13 protein-coding genes are annotated in these 14,365 nt (G+C 61.0%); 6 read left to right on the top strand and 7 right to left on the bottom strand.

Annotated features, from left to right (window positions below; genetic code table 11):
* Positions 1–25: 25 nt before the first annotated feature.
* From AACY31_RS08655 to argE, 3 genes are all read right to left on the bottom strand, one after another.
* Positions 26–1,348, bottom strand: a complete 1,323-nt coding sequence (locus AACY31_RS08655; protein ID WP_339504328.1) for an OprD family porin — start codon at positions 1,346–1,348, stop codon at positions 26–28.
* A 472-nt stretch (positions 1,349–1,820) separates the two neighbouring features.
* Positions 1,821–3,119: an amino-acid N-acetyltransferase gene (gene argA / locus AACY31_RS08650; RefSeq protein WP_339479488.1), complete on the bottom strand. Its 1,299-nt coding sequence runs from the start codon at positions 3,117–3,119 to the stop codon at positions 1,821–1,823.
* Between the two features lie 138 nt (positions 3,120–3,257).
* Positions 3,258–4,415 (bottom strand): acetylornithine deacetylase, encoded by a 1,158-nt coding sequence (gene argE / locus AACY31_RS08645; RefSeq protein ID WP_339479490.1) that lies wholly within the window; start codon positions 4,413–4,415, stop codon positions 3,258–3,260.
* 158 nt (positions 4,416–4,573) lie between these two features.
* Between argE and AACY31_RS08640 the strand changes: the two genes are divergently transcribed.
* Positions 4,574–5,941 (top strand): CYTH domain-containing protein, encoded by a 1,368-nt coding sequence (locus AACY31_RS08640; protein WP_339479491.1) that lies wholly within the window; start codon positions 4,574–4,576, stop codon positions 5,939–5,941.
* A 126-nt stretch (positions 5,942–6,067) separates the two neighbouring features.
* Here AACY31_RS08640 and AACY31_RS08635 read toward each other — a convergent pair whose 3' ends face one another.
* On the bottom strand, positions 6,068–6,538 hold the full coding sequence (locus tag AACY31_RS08635; protein ID WP_339479492.1) for an Lrp/AsnC family transcriptional regulator: 471 nt from the start codon (positions 6,536–6,538) through the stop codon (positions 6,068–6,070).
* A 125-nt stretch (positions 6,539–6,663) separates the two neighbouring features.
* Between AACY31_RS08635 and AACY31_RS08630 the strand changes: the two genes are divergently transcribed.
* The 5 genes from AACY31_RS08630 (at position 6,664) to AACY31_RS08610 (ending at position 10,956) form a co-directional block, all read left to right on the top strand.
* On the top strand, positions 6,664–7,002 hold the full coding sequence (locus tag AACY31_RS08630; RefSeq protein WP_339479493.1) for a hypothetical protein: 339 nt from the start codon (positions 6,664–6,666) through the stop codon (positions 7,000–7,002).
* Positions 7,003–7,146: 144 nt separating this feature from the next.
* A complete protein-coding gene (locus AACY31_RS08625) occupies positions 7,147–8,931 on the top strand; it encodes a GspE/PulE family protein (RefSeq protein ID WP_339479494.1) in 1,785 nt (594 codons plus the stop codon).
* A 259-nt stretch (positions 8,932–9,190) separates the two neighbouring features.
* Positions 9,191–10,111, top strand: coding sequence for an SPFH domain-containing protein (locus AACY31_RS08620; protein WP_339479495.1), 921 nt, complete (start codon positions 9,191–9,193; stop codon positions 10,109–10,111).
* A gap of 9 nt (positions 10,112–10,120) precedes the next feature.
* Entirely contained in the window at positions 10,121–10,570 is a 450-nt protein-coding gene (locus tag AACY31_RS08615; protein ID WP_339479496.1) for an NfeD family protein, read from the top strand.
* Between the two features lie 65 nt (positions 10,571–10,635).
* Positions 10,636–10,956: a DUF2388 domain-containing protein gene (locus AACY31_RS08610; RefSeq protein WP_339504349.1), complete on the top strand. Its 321-nt coding sequence runs from the start codon at positions 10,636–10,638 to the stop codon at positions 10,954–10,956.
* Between the two features lie 85 nt (positions 10,957–11,041).
* Here the strand turns inward: AACY31_RS08610 and gcvH are convergent, their stop codons facing one another.
* The 3 genes from gcvH to AACY31_RS08595 all read right to left on the bottom strand — a co-directional run bounded on the left by gcvH (position 11,042) and on the right by AACY31_RS08595 (position 14,333).
* Positions 11,042–11,425: a glycine cleavage system protein GcvH gene (gcvH, locus tag AACY31_RS08605; RefSeq protein WP_339479498.1), complete on the bottom strand. Its 384-nt coding sequence runs from the start codon at positions 11,423–11,425 to the stop codon at positions 11,042–11,044.
* Between the two features lie 53 nt (positions 11,426–11,478).
* Complete coding sequence (gene gcvT / locus AACY31_RS08600) at positions 11,479–12,561, bottom strand: glycine cleavage system aminomethyltransferase GcvT (protein ID WP_339479499.1); 1,083 nt, start codon at positions 12,559–12,561, stop codon at positions 11,479–11,481.
* 155 nt (positions 12,562–12,716) lie between these two features.
* A complete protein-coding gene (locus tag AACY31_RS08595; protein WP_339479501.1) occupies positions 12,717–14,333 on the bottom strand; it encodes an ABC transporter permease in 1,617 nt (538 codons plus the stop codon).
* Positions 14,334–14,365 lie beyond the last annotated feature (32 nt).

The raw sequence follows: 14,365 nt of genomic DNA, 5'->3' as shown, positions 1-14,365 counted from the left end.
GGGGCTTTTTTTACTTCGCTACGTCTTACATGAAGTTGTAAGTGTAGTTGAAGATCAGGCGGGTTTGATCCTGGCTGTCGCCGGCACCGCTGCTACGGTAGGTACCCTGACGCAAGGTAGTGCCGAAGCCTTTCAACGCACCTTGTTGGACTACGTAATCCACACGCATGTCGCGTTCCCACTCGGAGTAATCGCTTCCACCAGCAGTGGCGGATTTGACATCGTCACCACGCAGGTAGGAAACCGAGGCTTTCAGGCCTGGAACGCCCAAGGAAGCGAAGTCGTAGGAGTATTGGCCAAAGGTGGTGTTTTCACCGGCACGGACAAACCCGTTGATCATGCTGTCGGTGAACAGGTAGAAACTCGCGCCACCGGCACCTTCGGGACGACCGTTGCTGTCAACCACGTTGCCCTGGTTCAGGTATACAAAGCCACCGTCATCACCGACTTGCTGGTGACCCAGCAGAAAGGCACTGCCGCCGAGGGTGTAAGTGAATATCGCGCTCCAGGTCTTGTTATCGACCTCGCCCCGATTCTTCGCATAACCATTGTTGTTGTTGAAGAAATGGGTAGCGTCACCGTTGCGACCGTCGGAACTGCTGTCGAAGTAACGCAAGTCGGTCTTGAACGACTGGCCTTCGCTGATCGGGAACACATGAACCGCGCCCAGGAAGTGCTGCTTGTAGTAATCCTGCAGGTTGGCGTAGTAGTACTGCAGCGTAAGGTCTTTGGTGACCTTCCAGTCAGCACCGGCATAACGGAACTGGTTGCTGTCCTCGGTACCGCCCGCCACTGCCAGACCAGTGCTGTTGCTCGATGCACGGCCTGTGGCGTGTTCCAACTGACCAGCGTTGAAGGTGACGTTGTCGATTTCCTTGGAGGTGATGGTGCCACCTTCAAAGGTCTGTGGCAGCAGACGGCTGTCGTTGGAAACCAGGATCGGCAAGGCAGGCGCTAGTGCACCACCCAGGTGAGCTTCGGTTTTGGAGAAAAGTGCCTTTACGTTACCGGACAAACGGCTCCAGTCATGGACCGCCGAACCATCAGTATCGGCTGGCATATAGGAGCTAGCGTTACGGCCTCTCCCGCCATCGAGACGAATGCCCACCAGTGCCTGAGCGTCGATACCGAAACCCACAACACCTTGCGTGAAGCCGGACTTGTAGTCGAACTTCAGGCCGGTACCCGTTTCGCGCAGGTCTTCTTTGCCCGTTTCGTGGTTGTCATTATTGAAATACAACGTACGAGAACTGACAGACGCCTTGCTGTCCTCGATAAAACCAGCGGCGCCTGCCTGCTGCGCCAAAACCCCAACGGCCACAGCCAGGGCCAAGGTGGACTTGTTCATGCTTCGCTCCTCTCGTTTTCTAATTCTTGTGTGCCTTTGGCTCCGGGTCGAACGCCCGGAATCCGCGGATGCGCGATTAGCGCCAGACCGTGACTGACAAGTCAATCGTAACCATTTATGACTACGACCAAGGTCTAACTCCTCTACACCGGCCCGCAGGACAATGAATTCTTTATCATTCAAAAAATAATTGTTTCAACAGTTTTCAGCCCGCTTCGACATAAGGCCACTGCCACAGCACCATCAGGCCGTGACAGGACTTATCGGCGACGCAGGGGATTACTGAACGATGACTCGTCGGGAATTTACAAGGCCGAGAATTCTTGGCAGCGAGCTATGTTTGCGCGCCTCCTGCGCCTTCGATTCCTGTTCACGACAGCTCGCGCATGCCGCGATCTTGACGTGTTCCAGGCTAGCTGCTCATTGTCTGAAATCAAGAAGATCGCGGCAGGGAGAATTTCCCGAAGATCGCCTACAAGGATTTTTCGAAAATCTTCGAATTACGCTGATAGTTGTAGAGCGATGCCCGCGCCGCCGGCAGGCGCTCGACGCTGCTGGGCTCGAAACCGCGTTCGCGGAACCAGTGGGCAGTCCGGGTCGTCAGTACGAACAACGTCTTGAGCCCCTTGGCGCGGGCCCGGGCTTCGATCCGCTCCAGCAGTTCATCGCCCCGGCCACCGTGGCGGTACTCCGGGTTCACGGCCAGGCAGGCCAGTTCCCCGGCATCCGAATCGGCAATCTGGTACAACGCCGCGCAGGCGATGATCATACCTTCGCGCTCGACCACGCTGAACTGCTCGATCTCGCGCTCCAGCACTTCGCGGGAGCGACGCACCAGGACCCCCTGTTCTTCCAGCGGGCTGATCAGGTCCAACAGGCCGCCAACGTCCTCGATGGCCGCTTCGCGTACCACCTCGAATTGCTCCTGGGCCACCAGCGTACCGCTGCCATCGCGGGTGAACAGTTCGGCCAGCAGCGCACCGTCCTCGGCATAGCTGACGATATGGCTGCGGGCCACGCCGCCACGACAGGCCTGGGCTGCCGCATCCAGCAATTCGGCCTGATAGTCGCCGCCCAGGCGTTGCATATGGCCCGGAACCTGTTGCGGGCGCAATTCGCGAACCAGCCGCCCGTCCTCACCGATAAGCCCCTGCTCGGCACCGAACAGCAGCAGCTTGTCGGCTGCCAGGTCGATGGCCGCCCGGGTGGCAACGTCTTCACAGGCGAGGTTGAAGATCTCTCCGGTGGGCGAATAACCCAACGGCGACAGCAGCACGATGGAGCGCTCGTCCAGCAAACGATTGATGCCCTTGCGATCGACCCGGCGCACCTCACCGGTGTGGTGATAATCCACGCCTTCGAGCACACCGATCGGCCGTGCCGTGACCAGGTTGCCGCTGGCAACCCGCAGCCGCGAGCCCTGCATGGGCGAGGACGCCATGTCCATGGACAGGCGAGCCTCGATGGCGATGCGCAACTGACCGACCGCGTCGATCACACACTCCAGGGTCTCGGCATCGGTGATGCGCATGCCATGGTGGTAATGGGGCGTGAGGCCCCGTGCGGCGAGGCGGGTCTCGATCTGCGGCCGCGAACCATGGACCAGCACCAGGCGCACGCCGAGGCTGTGCAGCAGGACCAGGTCATGGACGATGTTGCCGAAATTAGGGTGTTCCACCCCGTCGCCGGGCAGCATGACGATGAAGGTGCAATCGCGGTGGGCGTTGATGTAGGGCGAAGCGTGACGAAGCCAATTGACGTATTCGGGCATGAACCTGGACCTGTAATAAATAACAGCCAAAAAAAAGACGAAACAGAACGCACAACGGGCTGGTGGTTATCGTCGGAACAGGCTTGGCGACACGCGCGCTCTCCTCAAGTGATGAATACGGCCCCGCGAGGGGGCAATTTAACCGACCGTGGCCGGTGTCAGGCAGTAATGACCGATCAATTGTTGCAACAGCTGTACGGTAGGTTGCAAACGTGACATTTCAAGGTACTCGCCCGGCTGGTGGGCGCAGGCGATATCGCCAGGGCCGAGCACCAGGGTTTCGCAGCCAAGGCGCTGAAGATAAGGCGCTTCGGTGCCAAACGCCACTGCTTCGGCACGATGGCCGGTGAGTCGCTCGGCCACCCGTACCAGCTCGCAGTCTTCGGCCTGCTCGAAGGGTGGCACTTCAGGGAACAGCGGTGCGTAGTCGATCTTGACTTTATGGCGTTCGGCGATGGGGTCGAGCTTCTGTTGGATCGCTGCCCGCAGCACTTGCGGGTCCATGCCCGGCAAGGGCCGCAAGTCGAATTCCATGGAACACTGGCCGCAGATCCGGTTGGGGTTGTCGCCACCATGGATGCAGCCGAAGTTCAGGGTCGGTTGCGGCACAGTGAACTGCGGGTTACGGAACTCACGCTGCCATTGCAGGCGCAGCCCGCGCAGTTCGCCCATGGCATCGTGCATGGCTTCCAGCGCGCTGTGGCCCAGGCTCGGGTCGGAGGAGTGGCCGCTGCGCCCGAGAATGTCGATGCGCTCCATCATCACGCCTTTGTGCAGGCGAATCGGCCGCAAGCCCGTCGGCTCACCGATCACCGCCGCACGCCCCAGCGGTCGCCCGGCATCGGCCAGGGCCCGGGCGCCGGCCATGGAGCTTTCTTCATCACAGGTGGCGAGGATCAGCAACGGTTGCTTGAACGGTTGGTCCAGCAGCGGCTTGACCGCTTCAATGACCAAGGCGAAAAAGCCCTTCATGTCACAGCTGCCCAGGCCAACCCAACGGCCATCGACCTCGGTGAGCTTCAACGGATCGGTCTGCCACAACGCGCCGTCGAACGGCACCGTATCGCTGTGGCCAGCCAGCACCAGGCCGCCGGGGCCACTGCCGAAACTGGCCAGCAGGTTGAATTTGCCGGGGCTGACCTGCTGGATATCACAGCAGAACCCAAGCTCAGTGAGCCAGCCTGCCAGCAGCTCGATCACGGCACCGTTGGACTGGTCCAGCCCAGGCTGGGTACAACTGACCGAAGGCGTGGCGATCAGGGCAGCGAATTGATCTTTCATGGACGGCAAAGGCATCGCTGACTCCGGGCTTACAGATTGATGTCCATCATAGAACCATCCGACGCCAGGAATAAACCGTCGCAGCACCTAGGGCGGGTGACTCCTGTACACTGCACGGCCTTGGCAGCCACACTTTCCCCCGGCTGCGCACCCGATCCCTGGATTTTCCGGCCATGCAGAAAGAAACCGAAATCAAACTCCGCGTCAGCCGCGAGACCCTGGCAGCCTTGCGCGAGCATCCGCTGCTGAAAAAACGCAACAAGAGTGGCTGGGAACGCCACGAACTGATGAACCAGTATTTCGACACGCCGGAGCGTGACTTGGCCCGGGCCAAGGTCGCCCTGCGCCTGCGTCGCGACGGCGAAGAGGTGATCCAGACCCTCAAGACCCGCGGCCAGAGCGTTGCCGGCCTGTCCGAGCGCAACGAGTACGATTGGCACCTGCCCAAGGCCAAGCTCGACTTGAAAAAACTCGACGGCGAATGCTGGCCCGAGGCCTTGGCCGAACTGGACAAGAAAACCCTCAAGGCCATCTTCACCACCGATTTCGTTCGCGAACGCGCTGAAATCGCCTGGGGCCGTGGCAAAAGCAAGGTGGTCATTGAAGCCGCCCTGGACCTGGGCTACGTCGTGGTCGGCAAGCAGAAGGAAGAAATCTGCGAACTGGAGCTGGAACTGCGCGAAGGTGAACCCGCCGCCCTGCTGGAACTGGCCGCCGAGCTGGCCGCGACCCTGCCCTTGATGCCTTGCGACATCAGCAAGGCCGAGCGTGGCTATCGCCTGTATGACGCAGGCAGCTACGCCCTGAGCCTGCCGGCCCCGCAACTGACCGCCGAAACGCCATTGGATGACGCCTTCGCCGCGCTGAGCTGGCATTTGCTCGGCAGCAGCCAGCGCCTGGCCGAACAATACCGTTTCAACGGCCACTGGCGCCTGCTGCAGGACTGGGTGGAAAACCTCGCCGAGCTGCGTGCCTTGCTCAGCAGCCTCGGCCAGGCCGCGCCGCGCCAATCGACCCACGACTTGCGCCTGGCCCTGGACGCGTTGCTGGAAGACTGGCGCCCACTGGTCCAGGCCGGCCTGGATGACGAAGACGTGCGCAAGGCGGCGCCGGAACAGTTCCTGGAAGAGCTGCAAGACCCACGCTGGGGCCTGTTTTCCCTCAACACTTCACGCTGGCTGCTGGCTCGCAGCTGGGCCGCCGAGCGCAACACCCGGGGCAATCGCCAGGGCGCGGCGCAACTGGGCAGCTGGCTGCCGCGCCTGCTCGGCGAAGAATCCTCGTCCCTGCAACTGCAACGCTACCAGCAGCAGCCGGAAGACCTGGCCGAGCAACTGCCGCGCATCGAGCGCATCCAGGCCTGGCTACACCACGCCCGCCTTGCGCTGGATATCCCGGAAATGGATCGCCTCTACGGCGAGCTGAACAAACTAGCGCAACTGGCCAACCAACCGATCACCGACGAAACGCTGGATGCGCGTAAGCAGCAGGCAATCGCGGTTTACCAGAATCGGGCTTGGAAGACTTTGCTGCGCCTGTAATACCGCCATCGCGAGCAAGCTCGCTCCCATATGGGCTATCGGTCGTACGCGCTATTCGTGTTCACTGAAGGATCCATGGTGGGAGCGGGCCTGCTCGCGAAGAGGCCAGCACATCCTCCATAGAACTCAGCGCAACACCGGTAGACTCGTCGTCGACTTGATCTCCGACAGCGCCACGATCGAGTTCACTTCCTGGATCCCCGGCACCATCGACAGCTTTTCAAAAAAGAATCGCTCATACGCCTCGATGTCCGCCGTGACGATGCGCAGCAGAAAATCCACCGACCCCATCAGCACGTAACACTCCAGCACTTCGGGGAAGCCGCGGATCGCCTCGGTGAACTCGGTGAAGTTCGAGCGACCGTGGGCGTTGAGTTTGATTTCGGCGAAGATCTGCGTGTTGAGGCCAATTTTCTTGCGATCCAGCAAGGTCACCTGGCCGCGAATGATGCCCTCCTCCTTCATCCGCTGGATCCGCCGCCAGCACGGCGATTGAGACAAACCGACCTGTTCGGCGATCTGCGCACTGGATAGCGAGGCGTCCTCCTGTAGCAGTGCCAGTATCCTGCGGTCGTAGCTATCCAGTTCGCCGTGCATAATCAAACCCGAAATGATTGATTTTGAGAATAAAGGGAATCGAAATATCGCGATAATCACTCATCTTAGATAAGAAATACCCCGGAGCGCATGTAAATATTTCTCCCGCCACCAAGGAGACGAACATGCCCCCACTCGAAGCCATTGCCATAACCCCGACCCGCGCCGACGTCTGGCACGCAGCCAATCCCCATTGCCGGGTGCAGTACCAGATATTGGCCGAAGCCGAGCCGGATTTACTGTGCCGGGCGTTGAACCTGTTTGCCTTGCAGGGCCTGACGCCGCAGCAGGTTCGTATCGAACGCCTCGACGAGATGCTGTCGCTGGACATCGTCATGGATGGACTGAGCTGGCACCGTGCCCAGGTCATCGCTGAAAAATTACGTAACTTGATCAGCGTCTGCTCGGTGGACCTGCAGGACGCCGATATTGCGCACGCTGGGCCGGCCCAAGCCGTCTGCTGAACGCCTACGGGCAAGAATTGGTAACGCATTGTTCAGGTAGTGGCCCAACGGCCTACGGCGTCGGGACTATTCTTTTGCAGACCGAGCGAGGACGCCGAAGCGTCTGTATCGCGGCTTTGCTGCAATTGTCCAATAGGAACCCGCATGTCCACCAAACACGCCACTCAGGACCGCTGGCTGGACCTCAACGATCTGCTACGCCAACTGGTCGCCCAGGGCCTCATCAGCCAGGATTCAGCCGAAACCGCGCTGAACGCCCGCCGACGTCACAGCGCCAATAGCCAGTTGCATCCGCTGGAGTTCATCGCCAACCAGCACCTGGACGATCTCAGCCGACCTGGCAAGCACCTGGACCTGGAGAACCTGAGCCTGTGGCTGTCCCAGCAGGCCGACCAGCCGTACATGCGCATCGACCCGTTGAAAATCAACGTCGCGGCCGTGACGCCCTTGATGTCCTATGCCTTTGCCCAGCGCCACAAGATCCTTGCGGTGGCGGTCGATCGTGACGCCGTCACCATCGCCAGCGCACAGCCCTACGTCAACAGCTGGGAAGCCGACCTGACCCACGTGCTCAAACTGCCGATCAAGCGGGTGGTCGCCAACCCGGTGGACATCCAGCGCTTGAGCGTGGAGTTCTATCGCCTGGCCAAATCGGTCAGCGGCGCCACCACGGTCGATCAGCAACCGAGCAACCTGAGCAATTTCGAACAGTTGCTCAACCTGGGCGCCAGCGACCAGGAGCCGGACGCCAACGACGCCCACATCGTCAATATCGTCGACTGGCTGTTCCAGTACGCCTTCCAGCAGCGCGCCAGTGATATCCACATCGAACCGCGCCGCGAGCAGGGCACCGTGCGGTTTCGCATCGACGGGGTGCTGCACACCGTCTATCAGTTCCCGCCGCAGGTCACGATGGCAATCGTCAGTCGTCTCAAGAGCCTGGGGCGGATGAACGTCGCGGAAAAACGCAAACCCCAGGACGGTCGGGTCAAGACCAAGACCCCGGACGGCGGCGAAGTGGAATTGCGCCTGTCGACCTTGCCCACCGCGTTCGGCGAAAAAATGGTCATGCGGATCTTCGACCCGGAAGTGTTGCTCAAGGACTTCGACCAACTCGGTTTCTCCGCCGATGACCTGCGTCGCTGGCAGGACATGACCCGCCAGCCCAACGGCATCATCCTGGTGACCGGCCCCACCGGTTCCGGCAAGACCACCACGCTCTACACCACCCTCAAGAAACTGGCGACGCCGCAAGTGAACCTCTGCACCATCGAGGACCCGATTGAAATGGTCGAGGCCTCCTTCAACCAGATGCAGGTCCAGCACAACATCGACCTGACCTTCGCTGCCGGGGTGCGGGCGCTGATGCGACAAGACCCGGACATCATCATGATCGGTGAGATCCGCGACCTGGAGACCGCCGAAATGGCGATCCAGGCGGCGCTCACCGGGCACCTTGTCCTGTCGACGCTGCACACCAACGACGCGCCGAGCGCCATCAGTCGCCTGCTGGAGCTGGGTGTGCCCCATTACCTGATCAAGGCCACCGTGCTCGGGGTCATGGCCCAGCGGCTGGTGCGCGTCCTGTGCCCGCAATGCAAGGCCCCCCTGACCCTGGATGAAGATGACTGGCAAGCCCTGACCCGGCCCTGGCAGGCGCCGCTGCCGGGCAATGCCCAACAAGCCGTCGGTTGCCTGGAATGCCGTGACACCGGTTACCGCGGCCGTGCCGGCGTCTACGAAATCATGCAACTGACCGACAGCGTCAAGGCCTTGATCCACCCCGACACCGACCTCCTGGCGGTGCGCCACCAGGCATTCAAGGAAGGCATGCGCAGCCTGCGACTGTCCGGGGCGCAAAAAGTGGCGGCAGGCTTGACCACCGTTGAGGAAGTGCTGCGGGTGACGCCGCAGAGCGAACAGAAATAGCGACGGGAAGTTGATCCCCGCTGAGCCGTAGGGGCTGGGTAGGAGCTGTCGAGTGCAACGAGGCTGCGATCTTGTCCCAGACAATTGAGCCGGAAGCGAAAGATCAAGATCAAGATCAAAAGATCGCAGCCTTCGGCAGCTCCTACAGGGCTCAACGTGTCACTAAATCTCCACGGCACAAGGACTATAGGGAAGATAATGGTCGCTTGCCTTACACTCAGGGCTCGCAGGTCCATCTCAATTCGCACAGGGAACCGTCATGCAGATTGGTAGCGTACTTTTACTTTTCATCGGCCTCGTGGTCGCCATTCTCTTCATGGGTTTCAAGGTCGTGCCCCAGGGCTACCAATGGACCGTCGAACGCTTTGGCCGCTACACCAACACGCTCAAGCCCGGCCTGAACATCATCATTCCGGTGATGGATCGTATCGGGCACAAGATCAATGTCATGGAAAGCGTACTGGATATCCCGCCGCAGGAAGTCATTACCTCCGACAACGCCACCGTGCAGATCGACGCCGTGTGTTTCTTCCAGGTGGTCAATACGGCCCAGGCGGCCTACGAGGTCAACAACCTCGAGCACGCCATCCGTAACCTGTTGCAAACCAATATCCGTACCGTGCTGGGGTCCATGGAACTGGACGCGATGCTGAGCCAGCGCGATGGTATCAACGAAAAATTACTGCGCACCGTCGATGAAGCCACAGCGCCGTGGGGCATCAAGATCACCCGGATCGAGATCAAGGACATCAGCCCGCCGGCCGACCTGATGGCCGCCATGTCGGGGCAGATGAAAGCCGAACGTATCAAGCGTGCCCAGATCCTCGAAGCCGAGGGCCTGCGAGCGTCGGCGATTCTCACCGCCGAAGGCAAGAAGCAGGCGCAAATCCTCGAGGCCGAAGGCAGCCGCCAGGCCGCGTTCCTGGAGTCCGAGGCCCGCGAGCGCCAGGCACAAGCCGAAGCGCTGGCCACCCAGGTGGTGTCCCAGGCAATTGCCGACGGCAACGTCCAGGCCGTGAACTACTTCGTCGCGCAGAAATACATCGATGCGCTGGGCAAACTGGCTTCGGCCAACAACAGCAAGGTGATCCTGATGCCACTGGAAGCCAGTCAGGTCATCGGTGCGGTCGGCGGCATTGGCGAGATCGTCAAGGCCACCTTCGACAGCAAGAAAGCCTGAGGCACGCGTATGTGGATGTTCCTGCAACACATGTCGTACTGGGACTGGCTGGCGCTGGGCGTCATCCTGCTGATCCTTGAAGTGTTCGGCGCCGGCGGCTACTTGTTGTGGATCGGCATGGCCGCCGCGGCAGTCGGTGTGCTCACGTTCATCTTGCCGCAGATGCCGTGGGAGCTGCAGTTCCTGTTGTTCGGCCTCTTCTCCATCGCAACAGCATTGTACTGGTGGCGGCGCCAGCGCAGCGCGGTGCGCCAAAGCGATCAACCGCACCTGAACCTGCGCGGGCAAGAGCTGATCGGCAAGGTCTTCCAGGTTCATGAAGCGATTATCGATGGCCGCGGCAAGATCAAGGTGGCCGACAGCGTCTGGCTGGCCAAGGGGCCCGAGTCATCCGTGGGCACGCGGGTCAGGGTGGTGGCGCAGGAAGGCGTGGTGCTGCAGGTGGAACGGGCTGACTGAGAAGCCATGGAACTGAACAACGGCGCAGGTAATCCAACGTCATAGTTAACCCAGTGGAGTCACCTATCATGCGTCTCAAACTTGCTGTCGCGACCCTAGCCTTGCTATCTCTTTCTGCTGGCTCGGCAATGGCCGACACGTTTTGGCGTAACGTCATCTCATCCGGTGCGACCACCGGTTCCACCTACCTGACTTTCAAGGATCACAAGCTGATCGCCGCCGCCCAGGACGACGCCGGCAGCTTCGTCGCCAGTGACGGCGGTATTCGGGGCCCCTACCTGGAAGCGGCGATGCAGAAAGTGCGTGCCGACAACCCAGGCCTGCAAGCCACCGACATGGAACTGGCCAACGCGATCCTGGCGAAAAACGCCGGCGCCCAGGACTGATGCCCGGCCAATAAAAAATGCCGCTCGATTGAGCGGCATTTTTTTGCCCGGTGAACACCCCAGGCTGTCCCACAGGTATCAGGCGTTACTCGCCGATAGCGGCCTTGTAGCCCGCCGCATCAAGCAAGTTGGCCAGGTCAGCCTCAGCATTGGATGGCTTGACCTTGAAGATCCACGAATCGTAAGGCTTGTTGTTCAATGCTTCCGGCTCGCTGCCCAGGGCTTCGTTGACTTCGACGACTTCACCTGCCACGGGCGAATAGATGTCCGAGGCAGCCTTCACCGACTCCACCACACCCGCCGCATCACCGGCCGCGAACACCTTGCCGATTTCCGGCAACTCGACAAACACCACGTCACCCAGTGCCTCCTGGGCATGGTCAGAGATGCCCACGACGATCAGGTCGTCGTCCTTTTTCGCCCACTCATGGCTTTCGGCAAAACGCAGTTCGGCAGGGATATCGCTCATATTCTGTGTCCTCAAGAGAAAGTGTCAGCGGCCAGCGGCCCGCCGCAAAAAGGTTAGATCAGGGTTTTGCCATGGCGGACGAAGGTCGGTTTGACCACCCGTACCGGGTACCACTTACCGCGAATTTCCACCTCGGCCCGGTCAGCCGTAGCCATCGGAACACGTGCCAGAGCGATCGACTTGCTAAGCGTAGGAGAAAAGCTACCACTGGTGATCTCCCCTTCGCCAACATTGGCGATGCGAACCACCTGATGGGCGCGCAAAACACCCCGTTCTTCCAGCACCAGCCCGACCAATTTGTGCTGCACACCGCTGGCAAGCTCGGCTTCCAGGGCGCTGCGCCCAATGAACTGGCGGCTCGCCGGCACCCAGGCGATACTCCAGGCCATGTTCGAGGCCAACGGCGAAGCGTCCTGGCTGATGTCCTGGCCGTAGAGGTTCATGCCGGCCTCCAGGCGCAAAGTATCGCGGGCGCCGAGGCCAATCGGCGAAATACCAGCACCTACCAGGTCGTTGAAGAAACCCGGCGCCTCCTGGGCGGGCAGGACGATTTCCAAGCCATCTTCGCCAGTGTAGCCGGTCCGGGCGATGAACCATTCACCGTCGGCGCGACCTTCGAAAGGCTTGAGTTGCTGGATGATTTGCCCACGCGGCTGTGTCACCAGTTCGGCTATCTTCTGCCGGGCCTGGGGCCCCTGGATCGCCAGCATCGCCAGTTCGGGGCGCTCATGCAACTGCACGTCGTAGCCACCGAGCTGTGCCTGCATCCAGGCCAGATCCTGATCGCGAGTCGAGGCGTTGAAAACCAATCGATAACCGTCCTCGACACGGTAGATGATCATGTCGTCGACGATGCCGCCGCGCTCATTGAGCATCGCGCTGTACAAGGCACTGCCTGTGTCCTGCAAACGATCGACATCATTGGCCAGCAAACGCTGCAGCCAAACCTTGGCCTGGGGGCCGTCGACATCGATCACGGTCATGTGGGATACATCGAACACTCCGCAGTCTCGACGCACCTGATGGTGCTCTTCGACTTGCGAGCCGTAATGCAAAGGCATATCCCAACCGCCAAAATCGACCATCTTTGCGCCGAGGGCGAGATGAAGGTCATACAGAGGCGTACGCTGTCCCATGGGTTTCTCCTTCCGGGCTTGGCGAAGGTGCGGACGGGCACTGCATAGCGCGAACGTTTGAAAAAAGGAGTTTTCTGACGTTCTCAGTTGCCCGGTCCGACAGACGGACCGCACCGAATGCCGCGCATTGTAGCCGCATGAGGTGGGACTGGCACCTAGCTGTTTCGATGGGCCGAACGTCGTATCAATCCGATGACTGGCAACAACCCCACCAGTACCAACGTCAGCGCCGGTAGCGCGGCCCGGGCCCACTCCCCTTCGCTGGTCATCTCGAAGATCCGCACCGCCAGCGTGTCCCAGCCGAACGGGCGCATCAGCAGGGTCGCGGGCATTTCCTTGAGCACGTCGACGAACACCAGCAACGCCGCGCTCAAGGTGCCGGGCAACAGCAAGGGCAGATACACTTTGAAAAACAGTCGTGGCCCACTGACCCCAAGGCTGCGTGCCGCCTCGGGCAAGGACGGCCGAATCCGCGCCAGGCTGCTCTCCAACGGACCGTAGGCCACGGCCAGGAAGCGCACCAGATACGCCAGCAACAGCGCCGACAGGCTACCCAGCAACAACGGCTTGCCTGCCCCGCCGAGCCAGGTCGACAGCGGGATGACCAACTCACGGTCCAGGTAGCTGAATGCAAGCATGATCGAGACCGCCAGCACTGAACCGGGCAAGGCATAGCCCAGGTTCGCCAGGCCGACGCCGGCACGAATCGGGCGGGTTGGCGCCAGCCGGCGGGCGAACGCCAGCAGCAAGGCCACGCAAACGGTGATCAGCGCGGCCAGGCCGCCCAGGTAGAGGGTGTGGACGATCAGCCCGGCATAACGTTCGTCCAGGTCGAAACGACCGCGTTGCCAGAACCACACCACCAACTGCAGCATCGGAATGACAAAGGCACAGGCGAACACCAGGAAGCACCAACTGCTGGCTGCCACGGCCTTGAGACCACGCAACGTATACAAAACCTTGGCTCGGGGGCGCTCGTTACTCGCTCGGTGGGCACCGCGGGCCCGGCGTTCGCCGTAGAGCACCAGCATCACCGCCAGCAACAGCAAGCTGGCCAGCTGGGCAGCGCTGGAGAGGCTGAAGAAGCCATACCAGGTCTTGTAGATCGCGGTGGTAAAGGTGTCGAAGTTGAACACCGACACCGCGCCGAAATCCGCCAGGGTCTCCATCAGCGCCAACGCCACGCCCGCACCGATGGCCGGCCGGGCCATCGGTAGCGCCACGCGCCAGAACGCCTGCCACGGCGACTGCCCGAGCACTCGGGCAGCTTCCATCAAACCCTTGCCCTGGGCCAGGAATGCACTGCGCGCCAGCAGATAGACGTAAGGGTAAAAGACCAGCACCAGCACCAGGATCACCCCACCGGTGGAACGAACCCGGGGCAGGCGCAGGTCGCTGCCGAACCATTCACGCATGAGCGTCTGTACGGGGCCTGCAAAGTCCAGCAGGCCAACGAAGACAAACGCCAACACGTAGGCTGGAATCGCAAACGGCAGCATCAACGCCCAGTCGAGCCAGCGTCGCCCGGGGAATTCACACAGGCTGGTCAGCCAGGCCAGACTGACACCCAGCAACGTCACCCCGACACCCACGCCAAGGATCAACGTGAGGGTGTTGCCCAACAAACGCGGCATTTGCGTCTCCCACAAGTGGGACCAGATCTGTTGGTCGATGCTCTGCCAGGACAGCAGCAAGACACTCAGGGGCAACAAGACCAGCGCGGCGATGGCGAAGACCAGGGGATACCAGCGGCGTTGGGCGGGGTGGGCCAAGGAATACTCTCGTTAAGCAAACGGTCATGTGG

Origin of the sequence: Pseudomonas sp. RL_105y_Pfl2_101 (assembly GCF_963970585.1) — a bacterium.
GTDB lineage: Bacteria > Pseudomonadota > Gammaproteobacteria > Pseudomonadales > Pseudomonadaceae > Aquipseudomonas.
The sequence above is the reverse complement of the archived record's forward strand: the minus strand, read 5'-3'. Positions and strand labels throughout refer to the sequence as shown.

Bases quoted from the DNA above. Each gene is read 5' to 3' on its own strand.
- AACY31_RS08655 (WP_339504328.1), bottom strand. From the start codon at position 1,348: ATGAACAAGTCCACCTTGGCCCTGGCTGTGGCCGTTGGGGTTTTGGCG.
- argA (WP_339479488.1), bottom strand. From the start codon at position 3,119: ATGCCCGAATACGTCAATTGGCTTCGTCACGCTTCGCCCTACATCAAC.
- argE (WP_339479490.1), bottom strand. From the start codon at position 4,415: ATGCCTTTGCCGTCCATGAAAGATCAATTCGCTGCCCTGATCGCCACG.
- AACY31_RS08640 (WP_339479491.1), top strand. From the start codon at position 4,574: ATGCAGAAAGAAACCGAAATCAAACTCCGCGTCAGCCGCGAGACCCTG.
- AACY31_RS08635 (WP_339479492.1), bottom strand. From the start codon at position 6,538: ATGCACGGCGAACTGGATAGCTACGACCGCAGGATACTGGCACTGCTA.
- AACY31_RS08630 (WP_339479493.1), top strand. From the start codon at position 6,664: ATGCCCCCACTCGAAGCCATTGCCATAACCCCGACCCGCGCCGACGTC.
- AACY31_RS08625 (WP_339479494.1), top strand. From the start codon at position 7,147: ATGTCCACCAAACACGCCACTCAGGACCGCTGGCTGGACCTCAACGAT.
- AACY31_RS08620 (WP_339479495.1), top strand. From the start codon at position 9,191: ATGCAGATTGGTAGCGTACTTTTACTTTTCATCGGCCTCGTGGTCGCC.
- AACY31_RS08615 (WP_339479496.1), top strand. From the start codon at position 10,121: ATGTGGATGTTCCTGCAACACATGTCGTACTGGGACTGGCTGGCGCTG.
- gcvH (WP_339479498.1), bottom strand. From the start codon at position 11,425: ATGAGCGATATCCCTGCCGAACTGCGTTTTGCCGAAAGCCATGAGTGG.
- gcvT (WP_339479499.1), bottom strand. From the start codon at position 12,561: ATGGGACAGCGTACGCCTCTGTATGACCTTCATCTCGCCCTCGGCGCA.